This is a genomic window from Flavobacterium sp. AK-345, assembly GCF_058310175.1.
The window spans coordinates 79,640-104,841 of the sequence record NZ_JBZEER010000002.1; the positions used below are offsets into that span (position 1 = coordinate 79,640).

Below are 25,202 nucleotides of genomic sequence, written 5' to 3' on the forward strand. Positions count from 1 at the left end.
AACGCTAAAGGGTTGTCGTTATGACAGCCCTTTTTTATATTTTTATATTAAAATTTTCAAATTATGGCAAATTTATATGATGGAAAAATGGCAGCGATATACGATGCGATGTACCAGACTTTTGTTGATTATGATGAAGAATATGCTTTTTACAACAAGCTAATTCAGCAAAACAAAGCTTCAAGCATTCTTGAAATTGGAAGCGGAACCGGAAATCTTGCAAAAAGGTTCGACCAAAATAATCAAAATTATCAGGGTTTGGATTATAGTGACGATATGATTTCAATAGCCAGACAACGAAATTCAAATTGCTCTTTTACTCAGGGAGACATGCGTGATTTTAAACTCGATAAACCTGTAGATGCTATTTTAATTACAGGAAGATCTACAAGTTATCTCATTACAAATAATGACATGAACAGAACTTTTGATTCGCTTTATAAAAACTTAAACGATGACGGTGTTATCATTTTTGATTTTATAGACGCCAACAGGTTTATTCCTTTTACCAAAGAAAACCCAATTATTACGCACGAAGCCAAATACGAAAACGTCAATTATATCAGAGAAAGTCATTGGGATACAAATAATTCCTTAGAAAATTTTATGCTCGAATGGACTGCTCAATATTACACTTTGGTGGATGGCAAAAAGGAAATTATAGAAAATGATTTTTCGACCGTTCGCGTTTTTACTCTTAATGAGATACAGCTGTTTTTATACCTGAATAATTTTGACATAATCAAAACTATCGACCGCAAAACATACGCTTACGATACTTTTGTAATTGTTGCGAAAAAAAGAAAATAAAATTAAAGTTTAAATTCTAATGAATTTATAATTCCTTTTTCTTCTTCAGTAGCTGTAAACCCAGATAAATCCCAATACTTGGTCAGGATTTTGTTCTGCTTATTAAAAAGTGTTTTCTCCTTAAAAACATCGCTTTCTTTATAAGTAAAGTTTTGTCTGTTAAAATTTGTTGTGATAAAGTTATTTCGAACCTGAATGTTTTTTTTAACCTGATCTTTTAAAATAAGATCGTACGCAATTTCTTCATTTGAGCTTAGTAAATAATAATCCTCATCATCAATTCTGTACGTTACTTTAACCTGTGATCTGGTAACATTCTTTGAACCTACTTTTGTTTGTTCTTCTATTTGAGCAAGATCACCAGGCTTTATAATAATAGTGAATTCTACAATTAACTTTTTTGTCGGATCGTAAATAATTTCAAAAGTATCCAATGCCTTTTTAGATTTATCCAACGGCGTTACAGACATTATATAATAATCCTTATTATTTGGATGTCCTGTTGTTGTAAACTCATATTCTTTCTTTGTTTTTGAATCTAAAAGAGGGTCAAAATATTTTAAATTTGAATAATTCTCCATAATATTATTCAAATTATATCCAATTAAATCGGCAGAAACATCATTTTCCAGCAATCCATAAGATCTGTTTTGTTCTACTAATAATGTTGTTGTTGATTTCTTTTGATCTCCATCAAATTGAAAATTAACCAATCCGTCATTATAATAAGAATATTTATTATCCAGCATAAAAAACTCTCTTACATAGACTTTTAATCGGTAAGCATTGGCCAATTTCTGCCTGGAATTAGAAACAATTCTTTGAAGGTTTTTTTCTGGTTTTTCTTTGGATACTACAATTTCTTCTAATTTATTGTTGTTGTTATTTTTAAGATAAACAACAAATAAATCCGGTTTTAAAGATCCCCAACGAAGTGTCACTTTCTCATAATTGGTCTCCGAAACCTGAACATTAGATGCACCTTCCAATTCAAAAGTTACCTTTCCGTCCTGATTACTTATTAAAGTTTGTTTCGTTTTCATAATTAACACAGTTGCATTTTCTATTGGCAGTTGTGTTTCAATATCTTTTACGACAATAGAATACTCCACTTTTTGAGCAAAAATGGCAGTATTAACGAAAATAACAAATAAAAGCAGCAGTCCTCTCATAGGCAATTATTTAAATATTGCCATCAAATTAACAAAATAAATCATTATAAATAGCATAACAGAGTATAAAAATAATAAAAAACTTATATTTCGTAAATAAAAAAATCCTGAACAGCTAAGTTCAGGATTTTTTGATCTTTAAATTGAATTAAAGATATTATTCTCCGTGCAAAAATGCTTGTCTATTCAACAAGGTTTCTTCATCTTCTACGTGGTTATCATCTGGTACACAACAATCTACAGGACATACAGCGGCACATTGAGGCTCATCATGAAAACCTTTGCACTCGGTACATTTTCCCGGAACAATATAATACACTTCGTCAGAAATTGGTGTTTGAGCATCATCTGCATCAACCTCAGTTCCGTCTGGTAAAATTACTTTTCCTTTAAGACTCGTTCCATCTTTATATCTCCAATCATCGGCACCTTCATAAATTGCTGTATTTGGGCATTCTGGTTCGCAAGCCCCACAATTGATGCATTCGTCAGTTATAATTATTGCCATTTTTTTCTTGGTTATGAGTTAAAAGTTACAAGTTGAAAAATAATAATGTGAAGATTTTATTCTGCTTTGTCTTATAACTTAATATAGCTTATTTTTGTGCAAAATTACAATCAAAACTCTTCATAAACAAACATTATGACATTAGAAACAAAAAAAAGTGTTTTTGTTGAATTAGGAAAATTTCTGAAACAATTTTCTGAAAACGATACAATTAAAAAATCGGATGTTTTGCATAACGATTTATTTTTTGATGATTTCGAAAAGCTGATCTATTTATCACAATCTCATAATGGATGGTATACACCTGAACAAGTGTACTTTGCAATAAAATCATGGGCAGATGCGCTGACAGAAGAAAATATCGACAAATGGCTTTCGGCATATACCTTTGACACTCAGGATAACAAAAACGAAAAAACAGTAGCGCTAATTTTAGCCGGAAATATTCCATTGGTAGGTTTTCATGATTTTCTTTCCGTTTTAATTACCGGAAATAAAACTTTGATCAAAACTTCTTCAAACGATCAGCACTTATTGCCTTTTTTAGCCAAATATTTGATTGCTGTTGATGAAAGCTTAAAAGAAAAGATCACTTTCGTGGAAGGAAAACTGGAAAATTTTGATACCGTAATCGCCACCGGAAGCAATAATACAGCCAGATATTTTGAATATTATTTTAAAGATAAACCTTCAATCATTCGAAAAAACAGAAATTCGGCTGCCATTTTAAACGGAAAAGAAACACATGAACAATTAGAAGCGCTGGGCGAAGATATTTTTAGGTATTTTGGTTTGGGATGTCGCAATGTTTCTAAACTTTTTGTTCCGAAGGGCTATTCATTTGATGCTTTTTTTCAGGCTATTTTTAAATATCAGGACGTTATTCACTACGAAAAATATGCAAATAATTACGATTATAACAAAGCCGTATTTTTGATGAGTAATTTCAAATTACTGGACAATGGTTTTCTTACTTTAAAAGAAGATTCGAGTTACGCCTCACCTATTTCCAGTGTTTTTTATGAATTTTACGAAAACATCGAAGATCTGCAAAGTCGTCTTGCAACTGATTCCGAACAAATTCAATGCATCGTAAGCAACGATTTAATTAAAAATAGTATTCCCTTCGGAGAAACACAAAATCCTCAATTGTGGGATTATGCAGATAACGTTGATACTATAACGTTTTTGTTAACAACAAAGTAAAAAAATGTTTAATTATTTCGAATAATTTATCGCTTTTTCAGCTCCTATTGCCGAAATTTGCATCTTTAAAATTTCCGACTATTAACAACAACCATGAAAAAACACAACTACAGCGCAGGACCAAGTATCTTACCTCAAGAAGTTTTTGAGAAGGCATCAAAAGCAATATTAAATTTTAATGATTCAGGACTTTCTATTCTGGAAATTTCGCACCGAAGCAAAGATTTCGTTGCAGTAATGGAAGAAGCTCGCTCCCTTGCTTTAGAACTTTTAGGACTTCAGGGAAAAGGATATCAGGCATTATTTTTACAAGGTGGCGCAAGTACAGCATTCTTAATGGCTCCCTATAATTTAATGAAAGAAAACGGGAAAGCCGCGTATTTAGATTCAGGAACATGGGCAACAGCTGCTATAAAAGAAGCTAAATATTTTGGAGAAACTGTTGTTGTAGCTTCTTCAAAAGAAGAAAATTACAACCATATTCCAAAAGGATACACAATACCAAGTGATGCTGATTATTTTCACTGTACAAGTAACAATACCATTTTTGGAACTCAAATGAAAGAATTCCCGGCAACAAATGTACCTGTTGTTTGCGATATGAGTTCTGATATATTTTCACGCAATTTGGATTTCTCTAAATTTGATTTAATCTACGCCGGAGCTCAAAAAAATATGGGACCTGCAGGAACTACTCTTGTAGTTATTAAAGAAGAAATCTTAGAGAAAAACGGAAGAACAATTCCTAGTATGTTAGATTATGCTAAACATATTAAAGGAGAAAGTATGTACAATACGCCTCCGGTTTTTGCTGTTTATGTTTCTTTATTAACCTTACAATGGATTAAGGAAAAAGGCGGAGTTGCTGCTGTTGAAAAATTAAACGACGCAAAAGCAGATTTACTTTATACTGAAATTGACAGAAACCCATTATTTAAAGGTGCTGCAGCAGTAGAAGATCGTTCTAAAATGAATGTTACTTTCTTGCTAAACAACGCTGATCACACAGAAACTTTTGATGCTTTATGGAAAGCCGCAGGAATTTCAGGGTTACCGGGACACCGTTCTGTGGGTGGTTACAGAGCTTCTATTTACAATGCTATGCCTATCGAAAGTGTTCAGGTTTTAGTAGATGTAATGAAAGCTTTGGAATCTAAAGTTTAGTTTTCAGTTTACACGAAAATTTATAATGAATACGGGATTTTTAGCCCCGATAGAAGTGGAAATCCTTTTATTTTTTTTCTTTAAAAAAATAAAAGATTGCAACGGATAGCGGGATTAGCTCCTAAACAAAAAGAAAAAAATATCACATATGTTAATTAACGAATCTTACGATTTAAGATTAACCAAATAAACACATAAACTAAAATGAAAGTATTAGCGAATGATGGAATTTCTAAAAGTGGAATTCTGGCTTTAGAAAAAGGTGGATTTGAAGTTATAACTACAAAAGTAGCTCAGGAACAAGTGGCTAATTTTGTTAATGAAAATAATGTAGACGTTGTTTTGGTTCGTAGTGCAACCAAAGTTCGTAAAGATATTATTGATGCTTGCCCTGGATTAAAAATTATTGGTCGTGGTGGTGTTGGTATGGATAATATCGATGTTGAATATGCAAAAAGTAAAGGAATTCACGTAATTAATACACCGGCTTCTTCATCAGAATCTGTTGCTGAGTTGGTATTTGGACACTTATTTTCTGGTGTTCGTTTTTTACATGATTCTAACAGAAATATGCCTCTTGAAGGAGATTCAAACTTTGACGGTTTGAAAAAAGCTTACGCAAACGGAGTTGAATTAAGAGGAAAAACACTTGGAATTGTAGGTATCGGCCGTATTGGTCAGGCTACTGCAAAAATGGCACTTGGTTTAGGTATGAAAGTTATCGCAGCAGATAGTTTTATTCCTAAAGTAGATATCAAAGTTGAGTTTTTTGATGGTCAGTCTATCACTACGACAGTTGTTTCTCAATCATTAGAATCATTGTTTAAAGAAGCTGATTTCATTACATTGCACGTTCCTGCTCAAAACGGTTATATCGTTGGTGAGAAAGAATTTGAAATCATGAAAGACGGTGTTGGAATCGTAAACTGTGCTCGTGGTGGTGTTATTGATGAAGTTGCTTTAGTAAAAGCTTTAGATTCAGGAAAAGTTGCTTTTGCTGGTTTAGACGTTTTTGAAAGCGAACCAAAACCGGAAATGGCAATCTTAATGCATCCGAAAATTTCATTGACTCCGCACATTGGAGCTGCAACAGGAGAAGCACAAGACAGAATTGGAACTGAATTAGCCTCACAAATTATTTCTTTGTTGAGCTAATAATAAAATAAAAAGATTAACTTTAGAGGGATTTACTGCATTTTTTGTAGTAAATCCCTTTCTTTTTTATTAATTTTGTTGTGTAATTTTAAACTTTAAATATCATGTTTGAACAATTAACGCAGTTAGTACAACAATACGGAGGTGATGCCATTGTAAAAAACAATGCAGTCCCAAATGAACACAACGAGGCCGTTGTAAATGAAACAAGTAATTCTATTTTTGCTGGATTGCAAAAAATTGCTTCAGAAGGTGGTGCAGAACAATTAGCTGGTCTGTTTAGTGGAAAATCATCAATAGACAGTTCTAATCCGATTGTTCAGCAAATTACGCAGCAATTATCAGGAAGTCTGGGCCAAAAATTTGGTTTAAGCAGTGAAGCTTCTTCCGGTGTTGCGGCAAGTATGATTCCACAAGTTTTAAATTCTTTAGTAAATAAAGCAAAAGACCCAAATGATAGTGGTTTTCAAATTTCGGATATCATCAGTGCAATTTCAGGAAACAGTGGTCAGGCATCAAGCATTATGGATACTATTTCTAAATATGGAATGCAATTTGGCCTAGACCAAAACGCAGACGGAAAAGTTGATGTTGCCGATGTTTTGGTAGTAACACAAAGCAAAGGTGGAATTTCAGGATTTATTGGGCGACTTTTTAAGAGTAAATAATTTAAGGTTCTGAGATACTAAGATACTAAGATGCTAAGGTTCTAAGATTTTTAAAATCTTTGTCGAAAAAAAATAATGCAAGCTGTTTACATTTAAGTAAACAGCTTTTTTTATAAACTAAGGAAAAACTTAGAATCTTAGCGCCATTTTAAAAAACTTAGGATCTTAGTATCTTAGAACCTTAGCATCTTAAAAAAAATCGTAACTTTAAGCTATGAAAAACTGCATTTACATATTAATTGTTTTGTTTACGATTATTGCTTGTTCAACGTCTCAAAAGACGGTTGACAATGCAGTAAAACAAAATGTTGCCGTAAATGATACCGTTAGAATTGCAAATGATTCTCTCGAATATGAAGTCATAATTATTGATAACGGATTTAGCACTTGGCTGGCTTCGAGAGCTTTTCCTAGAAATTATCATTCTCTGTCTTATCTGGAAAACAAGAACAATTTGTATATTACAGAATGGAATAACAGGGTTTTACAACCACAACGCTACAATCCTGACTTGTACGAAATGAGCATTAATTACAACCCGACTATTAAGTACGGTTACGAAGTAAATTATCTTATTTACAACTACATGATTTATTTTCAAAATACTTACAAACAAAAGCTTTGGGGATATGTACCATCAAGATAATGTTGCTATATTTGTAATCATTACTAATAAAAATGAATAAATTAAAGCAACGTTGGGGCATCACCTCAAATTTTCAATTGGTCATCATATTTATCGTTTTTGCCATCACCGGATCGGCATCTGCATGGTTGTCTAAACCTTTTTGTGTATGGTTAGGCATTACAAAAGAAGATTTTGGAGGTTGGTTTACTTTAATTAGGCTAATTATTATTTTCCCAATTTATCAGGTTTTATTGGTTGCTATCGGAACTGTTTTTGGACAATTTCGTTTCTTTTGGGCTTTCGAAAAAAGAATGCTTAAAAGTATAGGATTGGGATTTTTATTTAAAGACTAAGCATCTTTGTTAGTGTTCTGAAAAAAATAAGTATAAATCCACGTAATTGTAAATGATGGGATTATATCTGTAAACGGAATTATTTCTTCAACAAAAGTCAAAAAACCGGCAACCTTCCCTACTCTTCCCTTGTACATTCTGCTCATAATAAAAGCCGCAATTGGCGCCCAGATTACATCTGAAAATTCGCCAAGTACCGGAATCGAAAACGAAATCATTCCGATACCATCAAAAAGAAGCCCTAAAAGAAGCTTTCTCATTCTTTCGTCATTCGCAACATTCAAATCCTGCATTTTGTTTTATTTAGAGATTAATCGAATTTAAAAATAATTCACTAAGTAAATTTATTTTTAACCGCTATTTTTTTTCTTAATTACCACTTCTTCAATTTTCAAGCCAAGTTTTTTTAATTGTAGATTTTAGATTAAGAATTGGAATTTGGAATTTTTAAACTTTGGAATTTAAATTTAAGAATTTGATTCTAATCATAATCTTTGTTTCTTTGTAGAAACAGTTTCAAAATGATAGACGCAAAAAACATACATAAATTCTACGATAAACTCGAAGTTTTAAAAGGAGTTGATTTACATATTAAAAAAGGAGAAATTGTTTCTATAGTTGGTGCTTCCGGTGCCGGAAAAACTACATTATTGCAAATTTTAGGAACTTTAGACAAACCCGAACAAAATACAAATTCGTCATTAACGATTAACGGAGAAAATATTTTAACACTTCAGGATGTTGAAAAAGACAATTCAAAAGAAGAAAAAACGTTCAAAATTATTACCTGGGCAGGAAGTATTTATGTGATTATTTTAGCTGTATTTTTATTGTTTTTCAGAGCTAAAATCTACGATGATATTGTGAGATTAGTAACGGTTGGTATTTTGTTATTACCAATTATCTTAATGGTTATTTATTATACCAGATATTTCCAAAAGAAAAGCAAAAAAGACAAAACCTTATCCAATTTCAGAAATTTAAATCTTGGTTTTATCTTTCAGTTTCATCAATTGTTACCAGAATTTACAGCTTTAGAAAATGTTTGTATTCCCGCTTTTATGGCCAATAAATCAAAAGCAGAAGCCGAAAAAGAAGCCAAAAAGCTATTAGAATATTTAGGTTTATCACATCGAATAAATCACAAGCCAAACGAACTTTCGGGCGGAGAACAACAAAGAGTTGCTGTAGCAAGAGCTTTAATCAATAAACCAGATGTTATTTTTGCCGATGAACCTTCCGGAAATCTCGACACACAATCTGCCGAAAATTTACATCAGTTATTTTTTCAGCTTCGCGACGAATTCGGACAAACCTTTGTAATCGTAACCCATAACGAAGAATTAGCCAATATGGCTGATAGAAAACTCGTAATGGTCGACGGACAAATTAGTAATTAGGATTAGGAGCTATTTCCTGCTGTCCTTCCAATCTTTTGTGCCGAACCCCGGCACAAAAGGATTTTCCCTCCCATCAGGGCTAGGGCACCCGAATAAACAAGAACATTCATTTCACATGAACCAAAAAGAACTCAAAGAATTTCTTGACGAAAAAGTCATTCAATATAACAATCAGGATTTTATAGAAAGTGATCCCGTACAGATTCCGCATTTATTTTCTCAAAAAGAAGATATCGAAATTGCCGGTTTTTTAAGCGCAACAATTGCTTGGGGAAACCGCAAAATGATCATCAAAAACTCACATCAAATGATGGAATTAATGGGTAATACACCTTATGATTTCATTATGTCACACTCTGAAAACGATCTGGAACGTCTCGAAAATTTTGTACATCGTACCTTCAACGGAAAAGATTTTAGTGGATTTATAAAAGGTTTACAGCACATTTATAAAAATCACGGCGGTCTTGAAACTGTTTTCGCCAAAAATCAGGAAAAAGACAGTTTGCAGAAAAGCATTAGCGAATTCAAAAAAACATTCTTCGAAATTGATCATTTGCCAAGAACACAAAAACATATTTCAGATCCCTTAAATAATTCCGCAGCAAAAAGAATCAACATGTATTTGCGATGGATGGTTCGTCAGGATACAAAAGGAGTCGATTTAGGAATTTGGAAAACCATTTCGCCAGCCGCATTATCTTGCCCGCTTGATGTTCATTCCGGCAACGTAGCTCGCAAACTTGGAATACTTTCGCGAAAGCAAAATGATGGAAAAGCATTGGCAGAACTAGACTTACAGCTTCGTAAAATGGACGCTGCAGATCCAGTAAAATATGATTTTGCTTTATTTGGTTTGGGTGTTTTTGAAGGGTTTTAATATTTCAACACGAATTTCACTAATTGCCACTAATTCGTTCGCGAAATTAATTTCACAAACTAAGTTAACCTTTAGAATTTGTGCAAATTCGTGAAATTAGCATTTAAAATTCATTTATAATATTTGTGTCCAAACGATACGTTCCAATGTGTACATTGCTATCAATAACAGAAATCTAACAAAAAACCACGAATTTAACGTACATTTGCACAAAATTTAATGTAAATGAGCACTTTCGAAAAATTCAATCTTCCAAAATCAGTACAAAAAGCAATCGACGAATTAGGATTTGTTACGCCAACTCCTATTCAGGAAAAATCCTTTTCTGTGATTATGTCAGGTCGCGATATGATGGGAATTGCGCAAACCGGAACCGGTAAAACATTTGCATATTTATTGCCTCTTTTAAAATTATACAAATTTACCCCTACCAATACTCCAAAAATTGTAATTCTGGTTCCAACCCGTGAATTAGTAGTTCAAGTTGTAGATGAAATCGAGAAATTAACCAAATATATGTCGGTTAAAACACTTGGAATTTTTGGTGGTGTAAACATCAATACACAAAAAAAAGCTGTTTATGAAGGAGTTGACATTTTAGTTGGAACTCCGGGTAGAATGATGGATTTAGCTCTTGATGCTGTAGTTCGTTTTGATGAAACTCAAAAATTAGTTATTGACGAGTTTGATGAAATGCTAAATTTAGGTTTCCGTACCCAATTGACAGCACTTTTGGCGATGATGAAAACCAAACGTCAAAACATTTTATTCTCTGCAACTATGACAGATGAAGTAGATGCCGTTTTGAATGACTTTTTTGATTTTCCGGAAGAAGTTACACTTGCTGCTTCAGGAACTCCGCTTGAAAATATTACTCAAATCACTTATAACGTTCCTAATTTCAATACAAAAGTAAACCTTTTAAAACATTTATTAGAAACAAACGAAAACATGGAACGTGTTTTGGTTTTCGTTAATAATAAAAAGATTTCAGACATGCTTCATACCCGAATTGAAGAACATTTTGAAGGACAATTTGGTGTAATTCACTCGAATAAATCTCAAAATTATCGTTTGAGTACAATGGCAGAATTTCAGGAAGGAAATCTTCGCGGATTAATTACAACTGATATTATGGCGAGAGGTTTGGATATTTCGAATATCTCACACGTTATCAACTTTGAACTTCCGGAATTTCCTGAATTATATATGCACAGAATTGGTCGTACAGGTCGTGCAGATGCAACAGGAACCGCAATTAGTTTTATCACGCCTCGTGAAGAAGAATTTAAAGTGGAAGTGGAAGTTTTAATGAATCAGGAACTTGAAATAGCAGAATTTCCTGAAGAAGTCGAAATTTCAGCCAAATTAATCGAACCTGAAAAAGACAAACAGCCAATTAAGTTTTTAATGAAAAAAGTAAAACTGGACGGTGAAGGTGCTTTTCATGATAAGGCTAAAAAAAATAAGAAAGTCAATCTTGGAGGGCCTTCAAAAACCAAAAAGAAAACTCACGGATCTGTTAACAGAAACATGTTGAAAACGAGAGACAAGAAAAGAAAAGATAAGGACAAATAGTTTCTTTAAAGATGCTAAGGTTCTAAGTGACTAAGATTCTAAGATTAAGAAAAAGCCCAAAAGATGATAAGAATTTATCTCACATCTTTTGGGCTTTTTTAAATTATAAACTTTTGTCTATATAAAAACTTAGATTCTTAGTAACTTAGAACCTTAGCATCTTAAAAATTATATCTTCGTAAAAATCAATCCTACCGGAGAACACAATTCAATCTTTTTCCCGGTATTTTTAAGTTTTCCTGTGGTTTTATCTCTTTTAAAAATGATAATATCGTTTGTGTATTGATGTCCAACTAAAAGGAAATTTCCTGTAGGATCAATTGCAAAATCTCTTGGGCCTTTTCCTAAAGTGCTTTGTTGTTCAACCAATTCAATACTTCCGTTTTTAAGAATTTTATAAACCGAAATATTGTTAGCATCAACACGATCAGTTACGTACAAAAATTTTCCGTCAGGTGAAATTTTTATTGCCGCTGCACCAGTTCCTCCGGTAAAACCTTTTGCAAGAATACTAGTTTCGGCAATTAGTTTTAGATTTCCGGTTTTATCATAACTAAAAGTTGTCAAAGTACCATCCAATTCCTGAACCAGATAAACAAACTTTCCGTCTTTGCTAAACGTTAAATGTCTTGGCCCACTTCCTGCTTTTACATCAACAGTTCCTTTTAGAGTCAGGATTTCATGTTTTGAAGCTGCATTATATTTGTAAATAAAAACCTTATCCTGTCCTAAATCATTGGATAAAACGAATTGTTTATCCGGAGAAAAAACTACCATATGCACGTGCGCTTTTTCCTGACGCGCTGCATTTGGTCCTTTTCCTTCATGCTGAATTAATTGCTGTGCTTCTGTAATACTACCATCGGCATTCTTTTTAAAAACAGCAATACTTCCGCCGGAATAATTAGCAATAATTACATTTTTATCATCATTGATTAAATGACAAGGATCTGCTCCTAATGAAGCATTTGTATTTAATAATTTAAGTTTACCGGTTTTTGAATCGTAGCCAAATGCACTTACCGAACTTTGAGTTCCGTTTTCGTTTACCGCATAAATAAATTTATTATTTGCAGAAACTGATAAATAACTCGGACTCACCACTTTTTCTGTAGAATTTTTTAATTTAAAATCTCCTGAATTAGCATCAAAATCGTAAACGTAAATTCCTTTACTATCGCAAGTATTGGTATAGGTTCCTACCAATAAATTAAATTTGTTTTGTGCTTCCATATTCGTAAAAGCTAAAATTGAAAAAAGCAAAATATACAATCTTTTCATAGTTTTTTTATAGTTTTTTGAATTAGCTAAAATACTGAATATTCTTGTTACAAAGTTTCTTTTTTGTTACAAATGAAATTCCAAAAGTTACATTTTTCAAACTGGAATTTGTTCTTTTCTACCATATAAGATATATAAGTTCATTTAATTGACTCATAATGAAGCTTTACTTATGATATCTTATATTACTTATATGGTTTAAAAAATATCCCTGTAAGGTTTAACTAAAAATTTGTATTTTTGACCAATATCTCCGCGAAAAACAAAACGTAGCGAAGTAAATCAAAGCCAGAATGCACTTTAAACAGCCCGAAATTCTATACTTTCTCTTTTTATTGATTGTTCCTATTTTGGTTCATTTGTTTCAATTACGACGTTTTAAAACCTCTTTTTTTACAAACGTCCGTTTCCTTAAAGAACTTGCCGTACAAACACGAAAAAGTTCTAAAATCAAGAAAAGACTATTATTAGCGACACGTTTATTGTTACTTACATGTGTAATTTTAGCCTTTGCACAGCCATTTTTTGAAGCCAAAGACAGCAAAAATGCAACAAACGAAATGTACATTGTTTTAGACAATTCGTTTAGCATGCAGGCAAAAGGCAAAAAAGGGGAACTATTAAAACGTGCCGTTCAGGAATTATTGGAAAACACGCCCGAAACTGCACAATTTTCGTTGTTAACAAACACCGAAAATTTTTGGAATACAGACATTAAAGCTTCTAAAAATTCTTTGCAAAACTTAAAATACAGTGCAACTCCTTTTGAACTTTCGTCAATAATGGCAAAAATAAAAGCACATAAATCAGCACATAAAAAAGACATTGTTATTATTACAGACGCTGTTGGTTTAGCAGAAAAAGATGTAAAAAATATTGATACCGAAGAAAAGCCGTATTTCATAATTCCGGAAGCCGAACAAAAAAACAACGTTTCTATTGACAGTGTTTTCATCAATCAGACTTTAGAAAATTTCTACGAAATCGGTATTAATTTATCTGCTTACGGTGAAGATTTTAAACCCATTTCGATGGCATTGTACAATCAGAAAAAATTGATTGCCAAAACGATAATTAATTTTGATTCGAAGAAAAAGAAAATCAATTTTACGATTCCAAAAGAAGCTTTTCACGGATATGTTACCATTGAAGATAATGGCCTTACTTACGACAACAAACTTTATTTCAGCATTTCAAAAGCTAAAAAAACAAATGTGATTAGCATTGGTGAACCTGAAAAAAGTAATTTCTTATCCAGAATTTATACTTCTGCCGAATTTAATTACAGCAATTATTCGATTAGCAGTTTGGATTATAATAGTTTAGAAAAACAAAACACTATCATTCTCAATGAATTAATTGAAGTTCCTCAGGCTTTGCAAACCACTTTGAAGGCCTTTGTTTCAAAAGGTGGAAATCTGGTTGTGATTCCTGCTGAGAAAAGTTCCATTTCAAACCTGAATACTTTTTTAGGCAATTTTGGAAAAATTCTGTTTAAAAACCTTGAAAACAAAGACAAATTAATCACCAAAATCAACTTTGATCATCCCTTATTTTCAGGCGTTTTCGAAAATAAAATCACGAATTTTCAATATCCGAAAACAAGTAAATCATTTGATATTTCAAGTGCGTATCCCGCTGTTTTATCTTATGAAGATCAAAGTGTATTTGTAACAATGATTCAAAATCCGGTTTCCGGAATTACTGTTTTTTCGGCACCTATAAATACAACCAATTCAAATTTTCAGCAATCACCTTTAATTGTTCCGCTTTTTTATAAAATGGGACAAAATAATCAAAAAACGGGTGTAAATGCTTTAACGATTGGCAATAATCAGCCTTATTTTGTTGATGTTTTATTGAGCAAAGATGCCATTTTAGAAGTAAAAGGAAATGATGATTCCTTTATTCCTATTCAGCAAATATTGAATAATAAAGTCAAATTAACATTCAATGATTTTCCTGAAACTGCGGGAAATTATAGCGTTTTTGATAAAAAAGAATCAGTCGAAAACCTGAGTTTTAATTATAAAAGAAGTGAAAGCGATTTAAATCAGATAAATACAAATGTAGTTTCAGATTTTAAAACTGCCGATACTATTTCGACCATTTTTAACACGCTACAAACTGAGCGAACTGACAGCCAAATTTGGAAATGGTTTGTTATCTTTGCACTGTTATTTTTAGCATTAGAAATGGCGATCATCAAATTTGTAAAGTAAAACATAATTGTTTCTTTCGCTTAGTTTGTCATTTCGACGAAGGAGAAATCACATAAAGTGAAGACACACAGTACGTCGCTCTCTGGATGTGATTTCTCCTTCGTCGAAATGACAAGGAATCTCTAAAAAATAACGATTACGATTTCAATAAAAAAAATCTACATATGAAAATAATCATCAGAAGCGCCAAAATTATAGATTCAGAAAGTCCGTTTCATAACCAGACTGTTGATCTTTTAATTTCAGATGGTTTAATAGAAAAAATAGGAACTTCGATTCTTGATATTGATGATTCAACCGAAGTAAAATTCGACAATCTGCATATTTCTCAAGGTTGGTTTGACAGCAGCGTTTCGTTTGGAGAACCAGGTTACGAAGACAGAGAAACTATTGCAAACGGATTGAACGTTGCGGCAAAAAGTGGTTTTACAGCTGTTGCATTACAGCCCAACTCCTTCCCTGTTATTGATAATCAATCACAGGTAAATTTTGTAAAAAATAAAGCGAATGGTTTTGCTACAGAACTTTATCCAATTGGTGCTTTGACCAAAGCCAGCGAAGGAAAAGATATGGCGGAATTATTTGACATGAAAAAATCCGGAGCGATTGCTTTTGGAGATTATAATAAAAGTATTGACAATGCCAATTTGCTAAAAATCGCTTTGCAATATGTTCAGGATTTTGATGGTTTGGTAATCACTTATTCTCAAGATCCAAATATAAAAGGAAACGGAGTTGCGAATGAAGGAATTGTTTCGACTAAATTAGGCTTGAAAGGAATTCCGAATCTGGCCGAAGAACTTCAAATTTCAAGAAACTTATTTTTACTTGAATATACAGGAGGAAAACTTCATATACCGACTATTTCTACAGCAAAATCAGTAGCATTAATTAAAGAAGCAAAAGCAAAAGGTTTACAAGTAACTTGTAGCGTCGCTGTACATCATTTGGTTCTTACAGATGAAAAATTAGAAGGTTTTGATACTCGTTTTAAAGTAACTCCGCCTTTAAGAACCGAAGCGGATAGAAAAGCACTTATAAATGCTGTTTTAGACGGAACTATCGACATGATTACTTCAGATCATAATCCAATTGATATTGAATTCAAAAAAATGGAATTTGATATAGCCAAAAATGGAACAATTGGTTTAGAAAGTGCTTTTGGAGCTTTATTAACCGTTTTACCACTTGAAACTGTAATTGAAAAATTAACTTTAGGGAAAACAGTTTTTGGTCTTGAAAATACTTCAATTGCCGAAGGTTCAAAAGCTAATTTTACTTTCTTTACTCCGGAAGGAACATCAACTTTTACGAAAGAAAATATTCTTTCAAAATCTAAAAACTCTGCCTTTTTAGGAACTGAAATTAAAGGTTCTGTCTACGGAATTTTAAATCAAAACCAACTTGTTATCACAAAATAATTACAATGAATAATTCAATCGAAGAGGGAAAATCAATCGCAATTACCAGTTATATTTTAATTATTGGGGTTTTAATTGCAATGTCTATGAACTCTGAAAATAAAAATAGTTTTGCTTCTTTTCATATTCGTCAGGCTTTAGGTTTATCGCTTACGTTTATTTCTTTCGGAGCTATAATCAGTAATTTTGACAGCTTTTTTATCACTTTCCCAATGTGGATTTGTATTTCTATTTTATGGACTTACGGAATTTTCAGTGCTATTCAGGGACAGATGAGACCGATTCCTTTAGTTGGAAATATATTTCAAAAGTGGTTTAAATCGATTGGGTAAAATTTAAATTCCAATAAAAAAGAAATCCGTTAAAATCCGCGTTTTCGCTTTAGCAAATCTGTTTTTGTTAGCGTATTAATTTGAACACGGATGACGCGGATTTGCAAGCAAAAACGCAGATAAAAACTGATTTTATATTACACTATATCAACTTTAAAGGAATCTCATAACTCAAAACTTATAACTCATAACTTCCAAAGAATGAATCTATCTTTAGAATATAAAATACAAGAACCAAAAGTAATTTTAGATAAAAATCCTGTTTTGCTTTTGTTACACGGATATGGCAGCAACGAAGCCGATCTGTTTTCGTTTGCTACTGAACTTCCTGATTATTATTATATCATTTCGGCAAGAGCACCTTATGATTTACAATACGGAGCTTATGCCTGGTACGCAATTAATTTTGATGCCGATCAGAATAAATTTTCGGATAATGAACAAGCCAAAACATCTCGTGATGTAATCGCAAAATTTATCGATGAATTGGTTGCCAATTATCCAATTGATGCTAATAATATAACGTTGGTTGGTTTTAGTCAGGGTTCTATTTTAAGCTATTCTGTTGCAATTTCTTATCCTGAAAAAGTACAGAGAGTTGTAGCGATGAGTGGTTATTTTAACCATGAAATTATTAAGGAAGATTTTGAGAAAAACGATTTTAAAAACTTAAAAATATTTGCTTCTCACGGAACTGTAGATCAGGTTATTCCGATCGAATGGGCAAGAAAAACACCTGCTATTTTAGAAAAATTAAATATTCCGGTTAGTTATAAGGAATATCCTGTTGGGCATGGAGTTGCTCCACAAAACTTCTTTGATTTTAAGAATTGGCTGGCGGAATAATTTTTTTTTATTTTAATTGAATGCGTTTAAATAAATCTAAATTACAATTTGTAAGTTTTTACGTATATTATTTAAATTTATTCTTTCGTAATTATTATGTAACTTTGTCAAATGAAAACTTCAACTATTCATATCGACAAACCTTCTGATCGTCTTTTAGACAATCTAAGGAATTTACGTAAAGCTAAGGAAGAACGTAAAGAACAAATGCGTGCTGATTGGGCAAAATATTTTCCGAAAAAATAATTTGCCAATAAAAAATGCTTGATAGAATTATACCGTATATAACGGTTGAAGGATTTCAATATCTAATAAAATTCACAGAATTTAACAAATATCATCTTCCGGAAACTTTTATTTTACCTATTGTAGATATTACAATTGAGGTAATGGAAACACCAAACCAAATAAATAACGGAAAAACTTTGTTTCACTTTTCATCAGCCATTCAACAGTTTCTTGATGAAAATAATGTTGTTTTATACTTTTATTGCAGTAACGATCCAATTACTAAAAATAAAAATCGTCAGAATATTTCAGATGCTCAATTTAGAAGTAACTTATTTTGTAAAATGTTTGAAAAGAAAAATCTAAATAATGATTTCATATGTGAGAATATCATAATAAAAGATCCTTATAATGGAGATCATCATATTCATTTAATATCTAAATTGGAAAATGAAATTGAAATTAAAACAATTATCAATGACAGTCTACCCTATTTTGAAAATAAATAAAACTACTATCCAAATAAATAATAAAAAGAAAATCGCAATTTTCAGTCCCAGCAACTGAGACTAAAAACTGCGACTGTAAACTTTATTGTCCTGTATAAATTATCTTCCCCGCTTTTTTCAAAACATAACCTTTCCAGGGAATTAATTGTAAATCACCATTTACCCACGAATCTCCTTCAGATTTTCTTTCTAAAATGATCGATTCTTTTTGAGTATCTAAAAAAAGTTCTGCTTTGTTGCCTTCGAAAACTACGTAAGCAGCTGTTGTATATGTTTTTCCGTTTTCTTCGGCGTGAGATAATTTTGTGCCTTCAAAAATTCGGATACACTTGTTTTTAACAATAGACCAAGTATAGCCTGCCGAAGCTTTACAGCCATGAGAATCTGAATCCCCACCTACCATAATTTTTTCCTGCTTTGACTCATCTACCGCTTTATTTTCATTTGCATTTTTTGTCGCACAAGAAAATGAAAGAGCTATAATAACTGAAAATAAAAATACTTTTTTCATTTTTCCTATTTATTGATTAAATACAAAAATAGGAAAAATCTTTCTTATTTTTGATATAAAAGCGACTGATTTGTTTCGAAAGAAATGCTTTCGTCATCGTTAACAAAGTATTTCAATAAAGCTTCTCCCCATAATTCTCCGTTACTGAAATCAACGATAATCCATCTGTGGTTTAAGATTTTGACTTTATTGATGATAAACTTCTTGCCATCAATTATATCTTGTCCTGTATAAGGATTCCCTTTTGGATTGGAATTTAGGTCTAATAATTTTTCGGTTACAATTGGAATCAATTTTTCGTATAAAATTACTTTTCCACCAGAAGCACTGTTGTCAAAATAATTTTGAGCATTTTCATTATGCGATAAAGAAAAATAATCTGCTTCGGCCAATTGACCTGAAACCAAATTGATACTATCTCTCAGCTTTTTTGTAGTTTTCTCATATCTCTCTTCGCCAAATTTTACTTCTCGGCTGTAAAACATATAAGTAAAAATATTCATTAATATCGCAAGGATAAAAAGGTAAAGCATTAAGGATTTTTTCATTTTGTAGGTATAATTAAATTGTAATTTCTAAATTGTCGTAAGCCAGGAAAACGTTTTTAGGCAATTGTTTTTGTACTTCTTCGTGAAATCCTAAAACGTGGCTAATATGCGTTAAATAAGCAACTTCAGGCTTAACCAGATTGATAAAATCAAGCGCTTCCTGTAAATTAAAGTGTGTGTCATGAGGTTCTACACGCAAGGCGTTTACGACCAAAACTTTTAAATTCTGCAGTTTTTTAATCTCAGTTTCATGAATCGTTTTTACATCTGTCAAATAAGCAAAATCATCGATTCGGTAGCCAAAAACCTGTAGTTCACCGTGCATTACATTTACGGGAATTGCCATTTTATTGCCAACAGCAAAAGGTTTGTCATTTACCACTTCGATGGTTTTTACGCTTGGCGCACCGGGATATTTATTTACGGTTTCGAAAACATAATCAAAACGGCGTTTTAAATTATCAATTACACGTTGGTGCGCGTAAACCGGAATTTCGCCTTGTCTAAAATTAAACGGGCGAATATCATCCAAACCTGCTGTGTGATCTGCATGTTCGTGCGTGAATAAAATCGCATCGATATGCCTACAGCCGCAAGAAAGCATTTGCTGCCTGAAATCGGGCCCGCAATCTATGACATACGAATGATTATCCCACGTAATCCAGATGGATACGCGGAGCCTTTTGTCCTTAGCATCAGTGCTTTTACAAACAGGATGATCGATTCCAATAATTGGAATACCTTGAGAAGTACCGGTACCTAAAAAATAGATCTTCAATTGAACTCGTTTTTTTTACAAAAATAGGGATTATTTCTCTTTCATTAGAAGCCTAATTTGCTAACTTTGTAACAAATCTATTTAAAATAAAATGGGTACAGAAATAAAACTCAAAGGTGACAAGGTCATCGAACAGATTCCTTCTATAAAAGACAAAGCGTTACGCATTAATTTAAACGAGAATATTTACGGAACATTTGCTGAAATTGGTGCTGGACAAGAAACGGTTAGGCATTTTTTTAGATCCGGAGGTTCATCGGGAACTATTGCAAAAGCAATGTCTGCCTATGATAAAGATTTTAGTGACGCCGTTTACGGTATTGAAGGCGACGGACGCTACGTAACAGAAAACCGACTTAAAAAAATGTTGACCTTTGAAGGTGAACTAATTGAAGAACGTTTGAGCCGCGAAAAACACCCTAATAAGCTTTTCTTTAGTTACGCCAATACGGTTGCCACCATAGATTTTGCCAAACAATTTAAAGGTCACGGCTGGGTTGGAATTCGATACCAAATTGAACCAGACGAAGCTTACAACGAAATTATCCTGCACATTCGTTTTAAAGAAACTGACGCCAGACTGCAACAGGAAACACTAGGAATTTTAGGTGTAAACTTAATTTACGGTGCTTTTTACAAATACAACGACCCAAAACGATTACTTCGCTATTTATACGATCACTTAGATAAAGACCAGCTTGAAATAGATACTATTAACTTCTCCGGACCACGTTTTGCTGATGTTGACAACCGTTTGATGAGTTTACAGCTTGTTAAAAACGGAATGACAGATGCGGTAATGTTTAATCCTGAAGGAAAAAATATTCTTCCGGCTGCGATTTTATACAAAAAGAACTTACTTGCTTTAAGAGGAAGTTTCCGCCCGGTTACGAAAGTAAATATGGATATGTATGAGAAATCATTAAATATGTTTCTCGAAGAAAATAAGGTTGAAAAAGACAATACTTTAGTGGTTTTCGAAATTACACTTTCTAATTTACGTTCGGATGGTGAAATTGATGAACGCGATTTTATGGACAGAGCCGAATTGCTTTGTTCGCTTGGTCAAACCGTTATGATTTCGAATTTTCAGGAATATTATAAAGTGGTTGAATATTTTGCTAATTATACCAAAGCAAGAATGGGATTGGCGATGGGAGTTAACAATCTTGTTGATATCTTTGATGAGAAATATTACCGCCATTTAAGTGGTGGAATCCTGGAAGCTTTCGGGAAATTATTCTACCGCGATATGAAAGTTTTCTTATACCCAATGCTGGATGAAAATGGTGTATTAATGAATTCAAGCAATTTAAAAGTACATCCAAGAATGAAAGAATTGTACAAATTCTTTAAATTCAACGGAAAAGTAGTTGATATCGCTAATTATGACCCAAATAATCTGGAGGTTTTCTCTCGCGAAGTTTTAAAAATGATCAATCAGGGAAAAACAGGTTGGGAACATATGCTTCCTGCCGGTATTCCGGAAATAATAAAGGAGCACCACCTTTTTGGATATCATCCGGAAAAGGAACTGGAACAAAACGCTTAAAAAAATCCCCGAAGAAATTTCTTCGGGGATTTTTTTTGATTTTGTTTCAGGTTTTTACTGCGATCTTGGTTCAACGCAGATGACACGGATTCGCGTTGCGAAGACGCAGATTAACGCGGATTTTTTGTCTTTGCCTAACAATTGTTACGTAATCTTTGTCAAAGTTTAAAACTTTGACAAAGATCCCGTCTCAGCAGTACGTCTAACACAATATGAAGACGCACTGCTGTGCATCTCTATGTGAAATCTGAAACAAAATCTCCTATTTCAAAATCTGCGCTGCGTGTTCTTTTGTTTTTACCTGGGAAATTACCTCATCGATAATACCGTTTTCATCGATTACGAAAGTTGTTCTATGGATTCCGTCATATTCTTTTCCCATGAATTTCTTTGGCCCCCAAACACCAAAAGCATTGATTACAGACTTGTCTTCGTCTGCTAATAATGGAAAAGGAAATTCGTATTTGTCTTTGAATTTTAATTGTGCTTTTGCACTATCGGCACTTACTCCTAAAAGTTCATAATTATTGGCTTTAAAACGCTCAAAATTATCTCTTAAATCACAGGCTTCTGCGGTACACCCAGGTGTACTTGCTTTTGGATAAAAGAAAACTACTAACTTTTTTCCGGCATAATCTGCCAGTTTATGTGTTTTTCCATCCTGATCTGTTCCTGAGAAGTTTGGTGCTTTATCGCCGGCTTTTAATGTTGTCATATTTTTTTATTTTAGATTTTTTTTTTAGAATAGAGAATATAGAATAAAGAGTCAAGATTATAGATTGGGCTCAATATCTTCCATTGATAACTTATAACTTGCAATTCATAATTCATAATTTATAATTTATAATTCATAATTAACAATTTATAATTATCATGCCCCAGATTGAAGTGAAAACCCCGGAATTGTGAAAGTTTACATTTTTTGCATTAAGAAAGCGACTGGAAGAAGCTCTTGTTAATGCTTAAAAATGTTACTTTGACAATGAGGAGTTGTAACGGAAAGCTGGATTAGGCACATCATGAAAATTATGCTATTTTTACATCAATAAAAATACGGAAATGAATAAAGAAGCCCGCGTACAATTTGTTATAAATACGTTAAAAGAACTCTACCCTACTATACCTGTTCCACTAGATCATAAAGATCCTTATACATTACTTATTGCTGTTTTGTTATCTGCGCAATGTACTGATGTTCGTGTAAATCAGATTACGCCTTTGCTTTTTGCCAAGGCTGATAATCCGTATGATATGGTGAAAATGTCGGTGGAAGAAATTAAGGAAATTATTCGCCCATGTGGATTATCGCCAATGAAATCGAAAGGAATTCATGGCTTATCTGAGATTTTGATTGATAAATATAATGGTGAGGTTCCGCAGAGTTTTGAGGCGCTTGAATCTTTGCCGGCTGTTGGACATAAAACAGCAAGTGTGGTAATGTCTCAGGCTTTTGGAGTTCCTGCTTTTCCGGTTGATACGCACATTCACAGATTAATGTACAGGTGGAATCTTTCAAACGGAAAAAACGTGGTTCAGACTGAAAAAGATGCTAAACGATTATTTCCTAAAGAAACATGGAACGATTTGCATTTGCAAATTATTTGGTACGGACGTGAATATTCGCCTGCAAGAGGCTGGAGTTTAGAGAAAGATATTATTACGAGAACAATTGGCAAAAAATCAATAATAGAAGAAGCTCTTAAAAAGAACATCTAAAAGTGATACATATATTATAACACGAATTTCACTAATTAGCACAAATCTAAATTGTTAAACTTATTTTGCGAAATTAATTTCACAAACTAGTAATTAGTGCCAATTCGTGAAATTCGTGTTTGTACCTTTATTGACTGCTTTTCAATGCGTTGTATTCTGTCGTCATATCGAGTGATCTGTAAATTCCTAAAAGCGATTTAAAAGCGTCTTCATTTTTTGGTTCGATGACTAATACTTTTTTAAGATATGGAATGGCACTTCGTACTATTTCATCTTTTTTAGCATCCAGTTTATCGTATTCTTTCATCTCCTGCGGACTATTCCCAAGTAAAGCCATCTGATCTACCAATACTCTCTTTAATTGGATTTTAACATAAGCTAGGTTGATATAACAGTCTATGCAGTTTTGATTTAACTGTATTCCTTCTTCATAATATTTTTCGGCATTGGTATAATCTTTTGTTTCCATATAAGAAAATGCCAATGAGTTTAAAATTTCTTCTTTTTTAGAAGGCGGCCAGACATCTCTTGGCTTTTCATAAAGTCCCGCTGCAATATTTGATTCTCTTGCACTTCTGGAAATAAAAGATTCTTCTGCTTTTGTTTTTTTATTGGTAGCGTAAAACATTATCCCTTTTCCGCTATAATTTATTTTCTTTAGTTTTTCATAATATTTAATTGCAGAAGAATAATCTTTGCCTGCTAAGGAAGCCGAAGCTGCATTAAGCAGGTTTAGTGTATCTTTTTTATCAAACTGGTAAACTTCGTTACTCTTATCTGCACTTTCTTTGTATTTTCCTGCTTTAAAATCATTGTATGCTCCATCTACAAGTTTAGATTTCATTTCTTTTAAAGCTAAATTTGCTTTAAAGGCGTATTTGTAATTGCGGGAATCATTTTCATACAAAAGCACATCCTGGTAAGCACCAGAAGCTATTGCGAAATTTGCTGCAGCATCTATGTTTTTGGTTGCCAAATCCTTATAAACATTTCCTTTTGTAAAAAAGAAATCGGATTTTACCTCATCGGGTGCATTAATTACTAAGTATTCTACTTTTTTTAAAATCGCACAAGCTTCTTCAGGTTTTCCTTTATCAAAATAAGATTGCGCTTCTTTGATTTCCTCTTTTTGCGCAAATGCTGCGTAGTTTATCAATAGTAAAATTGATAATATTTTTAGTTTCTTTTTCATTTCATTTTAGTTTGGTTGTTAAATAGATTTGAACGGCTATTGTGGTTATTTATAGTCGCTTTTGGGGACAAATAGCACTTATAGTATTAGTACGCAAAAAAAATCTTTTGCTTAACAGTAACATTAAGATGCACAACAAATAAAATGAAATTGAGTAGTGTAATTTTTCTTCATATATTATTGGTTATTGGTTAAACATTTATTTACCTGATATTTAGCTTACTTTTGAGCAATTTTTAGCATTCAAAGTTTTTTAATACGAAAAACTATTCAATAAAGTAATTTACTTGAATAAAAAAAAACTTTTTAACTAAAATAAAACAAATATTGAATAAATCAATAAAAATTACTTAAAATATCAAACTTTAACAAACTCAGGCATTAAATCAAGAGGAGATCCTGAAAATTATTTTATTAAAAGTTAGAAAACATTACGATAACAATAACAGAAAAAAGAGACTTAAAATTACGGCAAAAAAAAACTCACTACTTGTATTTACATACAAATAGTGAGCTTTCAACCAAAACGACCATTTGGTTTTTT

At 32.5% G+C, this 25,202-nt stretch carries 26 protein-coding genes and 2 pseudogenes; 19 read left to right on the plus strand and 9 right to left on the minus strand.

The features are described 5' to 3' along the window. The first annotated feature begins 63 nt into the window (after positions 1-63). Positions 64-810, plus strand: coding sequence for a class I SAM-dependent DNA methyltransferase (locus tag AC4FQ3_RS04640; RefSeq protein WP_491181055.1), 747 nt, complete (start codon positions 64-66; stop codon positions 808-810). Positions 811-812: 2 nt separating this feature from the next. Here AC4FQ3_RS04640 and AC4FQ3_RS04645 read toward each other — a convergent pair whose 3' ends face one another. Both AC4FQ3_RS04645 and AC4FQ3_RS04650 read right to left on the minus strand, forming a co-directional pair. Then, positions 813-1,982, minus strand: a complete 1,170-nt coding sequence (locus AC4FQ3_RS04645) for a hypothetical protein (protein WP_491181056.1) — start codon at positions 1,980-1,982, stop codon at positions 813-815. Positions 1,983-2,139: 157 nt separating this feature from the next. After that, entirely contained in the window at positions 2,140-2,490 is a 351-nt protein-coding gene (locus AC4FQ3_RS04650; protein WP_042564137.1) for a 4Fe-4S dicluster domain-containing protein, read from the minus strand. Positions 2,491-2,625: 135 nt separating this feature from the next. On the opposite strand from AC4FQ3_RS04650, the gene AC4FQ3_RS04655 reads away from it, so the two are divergent. The 6 genes from AC4FQ3_RS04655 to AC4FQ3_RS04680 all read left to right on the plus strand — a co-directional run bounded on the left by AC4FQ3_RS04655 (position 2,626) and on the right by AC4FQ3_RS04680 (position 7,664). Further along, positions 2,626-3,696, plus strand: a complete 1,071-nt coding sequence (locus AC4FQ3_RS04655) for an acyl-CoA reductase (protein WP_491181057.1) — start codon at positions 2,626-2,628, stop codon at positions 3,694-3,696. A gap of 93 nt (positions 3,697-3,789) precedes the next feature. After that, a complete protein-coding gene (gene serC, locus AC4FQ3_RS04660; RefSeq protein ID WP_491181058.1) occupies positions 3,790-4,860 on the plus strand; it encodes a 3-phosphoserine/phosphohydroxythreonine transaminase in 1,071 nt (356 codons plus the stop codon). A gap of 204 nt (positions 4,861-5,064) precedes the next feature. Further along, a complete protein-coding gene (locus AC4FQ3_RS04665) occupies positions 5,065-6,015 on the plus strand; it encodes a D-2-hydroxyacid dehydrogenase (RefSeq protein WP_491181059.1) in 951 nt (316 codons plus the stop codon). 104 nt (positions 6,016-6,119) lie between these two features. Further along, positions 6,120-6,683 carry a DUF937 domain-containing protein gene (locus tag AC4FQ3_RS04670; protein ID WP_073393486.1) on the plus strand — a complete coding sequence of 188 codons (564 nt, stop codon included), beginning with the start codon at positions 6,120-6,122 and terminating at the stop codon, positions 6,681-6,683. 214 nt (positions 6,684-6,897) lie between these two features. Continuing rightward, positions 6,898-7,329, plus strand: a complete 432-nt coding sequence (locus AC4FQ3_RS04675) for a DUF6146 family protein (RefSeq protein ID WP_491181060.1) — start codon at positions 6,898-6,900, stop codon at positions 7,327-7,329. Positions 7,330-7,361: 32 nt separating this feature from the next. Further along, positions 7,362-7,664: a DUF6787 family protein gene (locus AC4FQ3_RS04680; RefSeq protein ID WP_491181061.1), complete on the plus strand. Its 303-nt coding sequence runs from the start codon at positions 7,362-7,364 to the stop codon at positions 7,662-7,664. On the opposite strand, the gene AC4FQ3_RS04685 is transcribed toward AC4FQ3_RS04680, so the two are convergent. Next, a complete protein-coding gene (locus AC4FQ3_RS04685; RefSeq protein ID WP_491181062.1) occupies positions 7,661-7,957 on the minus strand; it encodes a hypothetical protein in 297 nt (98 codons plus the stop codon). The genes AC4FQ3_RS04680 and AC4FQ3_RS04685 overlap by 4 nt on opposite strands. 228 nt (positions 7,958-8,185) lie before the next feature. On the opposite strand from AC4FQ3_RS04685, the pseudogene AC4FQ3_RS04690 reads away from it, so the two are divergent. The 4 genes and pseudogenes from AC4FQ3_RS04690 to AC4FQ3_RS04705 all read left to right on the plus strand — a co-directional run. Beyond that, positions 8,186-8,401, plus strand: a pseudogene (locus tag AC4FQ3_RS04690) (ATP-binding cassette domain-containing protein); the annotation flags it as partial. Between the two features lie 213 nt (positions 8,402-8,614). Beyond that, positions 8,615-9,064: pseudogene (locus AC4FQ3_RS04695) on the plus strand (ABC transporter ATP-binding protein); the annotation flags it as partial. Between the two features lie 115 nt (positions 9,065-9,179). Next, positions 9,180-9,944 (plus strand): TIGR02757 family protein, encoded by a 765-nt coding sequence (locus AC4FQ3_RS04700; RefSeq protein WP_491181063.1) that lies wholly within the window; start codon positions 9,180-9,182, stop codon positions 9,942-9,944. A 225-nt stretch (positions 9,945-10,169) separates the two neighbouring features. Continuing rightward, on the plus strand, positions 10,170-11,522 hold the full coding sequence (locus tag AC4FQ3_RS04705) for a DEAD/DEAH box helicase (RefSeq protein ID WP_491181064.1): 1,353 nt from the start codon (positions 10,170-10,172) through the stop codon (positions 11,520-11,522). A 168-nt stretch (positions 11,523-11,690) separates the two neighbouring features. Here the strand turns inward: AC4FQ3_RS04705 and AC4FQ3_RS04710 are convergent, their stop codons facing one another. Continuing rightward, positions 11,691-12,803: a lactonase family protein gene (locus tag AC4FQ3_RS04710; protein ID WP_491181065.1), complete on the minus strand. Its 1,113-nt coding sequence runs from the start codon at positions 12,801-12,803 to the stop codon at positions 11,691-11,693. A gap of 293 nt (positions 12,804-13,096) precedes the next feature. Here AC4FQ3_RS04710 and AC4FQ3_RS04715 point away from each other — a divergent pair, with 293 nt between their 5' ends. The 6 genes from AC4FQ3_RS04715 to AC4FQ3_RS04740 all read left to right on the plus strand — a co-directional run bounded on the left by AC4FQ3_RS04715 (position 13,097) and on the right by AC4FQ3_RS04740 (position 18,361). Beyond that, entirely contained in the window at positions 13,097-15,025 is a 1,929-nt protein-coding gene (locus AC4FQ3_RS04715; RefSeq protein WP_491181066.1) for a BatA domain-containing protein, read from the plus strand. 164 nt (positions 15,026-15,189) lie between these two features. Continuing rightward, positions 15,190-16,446: a dihydroorotase gene (locus tag AC4FQ3_RS04720; protein ID WP_491181067.1), complete on the plus strand. Its 1,257-nt coding sequence runs from the start codon at positions 15,190-15,192 to the stop codon at positions 16,444-16,446. A 5-nt stretch (positions 16,447-16,451) separates the two neighbouring features. Continuing rightward, positions 16,452-16,778 carry a hypothetical protein gene (locus AC4FQ3_RS04725; protein ID WP_302095365.1) on the plus strand — a complete coding sequence of 109 codons (327 nt, stop codon included), beginning with the start codon at positions 16,452-16,454 and terminating at the stop codon, positions 16,776-16,778. A 201-nt stretch (positions 16,779-16,979) separates the two neighbouring features. Further along, positions 16,980-17,624, plus strand: a complete 645-nt coding sequence (locus tag AC4FQ3_RS04730; protein ID WP_491181068.1) for an alpha/beta hydrolase — start codon at positions 16,980-16,982, stop codon at positions 17,622-17,624. A 111-nt stretch (positions 17,625-17,735) separates the two neighbouring features. Continuing rightward, the gene (locus AC4FQ3_RS04735) at positions 17,736-17,870 is read left to right on the plus strand and encodes a hypothetical protein (protein WP_256365461.1); all 135 of its coding nucleotides are present in this window, start codon (positions 17,736-17,738) and stop codon (positions 17,868-17,870) included. A gap of 14 nt (positions 17,871-17,884) precedes the next feature. Beyond that, a complete protein-coding gene (locus tag AC4FQ3_RS04740; RefSeq protein ID WP_491181069.1) occupies positions 17,885-18,361 on the plus strand; it encodes a hypothetical protein in 477 nt (158 codons plus the stop codon). A gap of 82 nt (positions 18,362-18,443) precedes the next feature. Here AC4FQ3_RS04740 and AC4FQ3_RS04745 read toward each other — a convergent pair whose 3' ends face one another. From AC4FQ3_RS04745 to AC4FQ3_RS04755, 3 genes are read right to left on the minus strand one after another with little or no spacing between them, the layout of a single operon-like run. Further along, positions 18,444-18,872, minus strand: a complete 429-nt coding sequence (locus tag AC4FQ3_RS04745) for a hypothetical protein (protein WP_491181070.1) — start codon at positions 18,870-18,872, stop codon at positions 18,444-18,446. 44 nt (positions 18,873-18,916) lie between these two features. Then, a complete protein-coding gene (locus AC4FQ3_RS04750) occupies positions 18,917-19,420 on the minus strand; it encodes a hypothetical protein (RefSeq protein ID WP_491181071.1) in 504 nt (167 codons plus the stop codon). 13 nt (positions 19,421-19,433) lie between these two features. Further along, a complete protein-coding gene (locus AC4FQ3_RS04755) occupies positions 19,434-20,198 on the minus strand; it encodes an MBL fold metallo-hydrolase (RefSeq protein WP_073393461.1) in 765 nt (254 codons plus the stop codon). Positions 20,199-20,289: 91 nt separating this feature from the next. Here AC4FQ3_RS04755 and AC4FQ3_RS04760 point away from each other — a divergent pair, with 91 nt between their 5' ends. Next, positions 20,290-21,750, plus strand: coding sequence for a TonB-dependent receptor (locus AC4FQ3_RS04760; RefSeq protein WP_042564117.1), 1,461 nt, complete (start codon positions 20,290-20,292; stop codon positions 21,748-21,750). Positions 21,751-22,012: 262 nt separating this feature from the next. On the opposite strand, the gene bcp is transcribed toward AC4FQ3_RS04760, so the two are convergent. Beyond that, the gene (gene bcp, locus AC4FQ3_RS04765) at positions 22,013-22,465 is read right to left on the minus strand and encodes a thioredoxin-dependent thiol peroxidase (RefSeq protein ID WP_042564116.1); all 453 of its coding nucleotides are present in this window, start codon (positions 22,463-22,465) and stop codon (positions 22,013-22,015) included. A 344-nt stretch (positions 22,466-22,809) separates the two neighbouring features. On the opposite strand from bcp, the gene AC4FQ3_RS04770 reads away from it, so the two are divergent. Beyond that, complete coding sequence (locus AC4FQ3_RS04770; protein WP_491181072.1) at positions 22,810-23,466, plus strand: endonuclease III domain-containing protein; 657 nt, start codon at positions 22,810-22,812, stop codon at positions 23,464-23,466. Positions 23,467-23,593: 127 nt separating this feature from the next. On the opposite strand, the gene AC4FQ3_RS04775 is transcribed toward AC4FQ3_RS04770, so the two are convergent. Then, positions 23,594-24,658: a tetratricopeptide repeat protein gene (locus AC4FQ3_RS04775; RefSeq protein ID WP_042564114.1), complete on the minus strand. Its 1,065-nt coding sequence runs from the start codon at positions 24,656-24,658 to the stop codon at positions 23,594-23,596. Between the last annotated feature and the right edge of the window lie 544 nt (positions 24,659-25,202).

Excerpts from the sequence above, each read along its gene's own strand:
- AC4FQ3_RS04685 (WP_491181062.1), bottom strand. The coding sequence starts at position 7,957 with ATGCAGGATTTGAATGTTGCGAATGACGAAAGAATGAGAAAGCTTCTT.
- AC4FQ3_RS04675 (WP_491181060.1), top strand. The coding sequence starts at position 6,898 with ATGAAAAACTGCATTTACATATTAATTGTTTTGTTTACGATTATTGCT.
- AC4FQ3_RS04725 (WP_302095365.1), top strand. The coding sequence starts at position 16,452 with ATGAATAATTCAATCGAAGAGGGAAAATCAATCGCAATTACCAGTTAT.
- AC4FQ3_RS04710 (WP_491181065.1), bottom strand. The coding sequence starts at position 12,803 with ATGAAAAGATTGTATATTTTGCTTTTTTCAATTTTAGCTTTTACGAAT.
- AC4FQ3_RS04740 (WP_491181069.1), top strand. The coding sequence starts at position 17,885 with ATGCTTGATAGAATTATACCGTATATAACGGTTGAAGGATTTCAATAT.
- AC4FQ3_RS04680 (WP_491181061.1), top strand. The coding sequence starts at position 7,362 with ATGAATAAATTAAAGCAACGTTGGGGCATCACCTCAAATTTTCAATTG.
- AC4FQ3_RS04670 (WP_073393486.1), top strand. The coding sequence starts at position 6,120 with ATGTTTGAACAATTAACGCAGTTAGTACAACAATACGGAGGTGATGCC.
- serC (WP_491181058.1), top strand. The coding sequence starts at position 3,790 with ATGAAAAAACACAACTACAGCGCAGGACCAAGTATCTTACCTCAAGAA.
- AC4FQ3_RS04735 (WP_256365461.1), top strand. The coding sequence starts at position 17,736 with ATGAAAACTTCAACTATTCATATCGACAAACCTTCTGATCGTCTTTTA.
- AC4FQ3_RS04775 (WP_042564114.1), bottom strand. The coding sequence starts at position 24,658 with ATGAAAAAGAAACTAAAAATATTATCAATTTTACTATTGATAAACTAC.
- AC4FQ3_RS04770 (WP_491181072.1), top strand. The coding sequence starts at position 22,810 with ATGAATAAAGAAGCCCGCGTACAATTTGTTATAAATACGTTAAAAGAA.
- AC4FQ3_RS04720 (WP_491181067.1), top strand. The coding sequence starts at position 15,190 with ATGAAAATAATCATCAGAAGCGCCAAAATTATAGATTCAGAAAGTCCG.
- AC4FQ3_RS04665 (WP_491181059.1), top strand. The coding sequence starts at position 5,065 with ATGAAAGTATTAGCGAATGATGGAATTTCTAAAAGTGGAATTCTGGCT.
- AC4FQ3_RS04705 (WP_491181064.1), top strand. The coding sequence starts at position 10,170 with ATGAGCACTTTCGAAAAATTCAATCTTCCAAAATCAGTACAAAAAGCA.
- AC4FQ3_RS04700 (WP_491181063.1), top strand. The coding sequence starts at position 9,180 with ATGAACCAAAAAGAACTCAAAGAATTTCTTGACGAAAAAGTCATTCAA.
- AC4FQ3_RS04760 (WP_042564117.1), top strand. The coding sequence starts at position 20,290 with ATGGGTACAGAAATAAAACTCAAAGGTGACAAGGTCATCGAACAGATT.
- AC4FQ3_RS04645 (WP_491181056.1), bottom strand. The coding sequence starts at position 1,982 with ATGAGAGGACTGCTGCTTTTATTTGTTATTTTCGTTAATACTGCCATT.
- AC4FQ3_RS04640 (WP_491181055.1), top strand. The coding sequence starts at position 64 with ATGGCAAATTTATATGATGGAAAAATGGCAGCGATATACGATGCGATG.
- AC4FQ3_RS04745 (WP_491181070.1), bottom strand. The coding sequence starts at position 18,872 with ATGAAAAAAGTATTTTTATTTTCAGTTATTATAGCTCTTTCATTTTCT.
- AC4FQ3_RS04750 (WP_491181071.1), bottom strand. The coding sequence starts at position 19,420 with ATGAAAAAATCCTTAATGCTTTACCTTTTTATCCTTGCGATATTAATG.
- AC4FQ3_RS04655 (WP_491181057.1), top strand. The coding sequence starts at position 2,626 with ATGACATTAGAAACAAAAAAAAGTGTTTTTGTTGAATTAGGAAAATTT.
- AC4FQ3_RS04730 (WP_491181068.1), top strand. The coding sequence starts at position 16,980 with ATGAATCTATCTTTAGAATATAAAATACAAGAACCAAAAGTAATTTTA.
- AC4FQ3_RS04715 (WP_491181066.1), top strand. The coding sequence starts at position 13,097 with ATGCACTTTAAACAGCCCGAAATTCTATACTTTCTCTTTTTATTGATT.
- AC4FQ3_RS04650 (WP_042564137.1), bottom strand. The coding sequence starts at position 2,490 with ATGGCAATAATTATAACTGACGAATGCATCAATTGTGGGGCTTGCGAA.
- bcp (WP_042564116.1), bottom strand. The coding sequence starts at position 22,465 with ATGACAACATTAAAAGCCGGCGATAAAGCACCAAACTTCTCAGGAACA.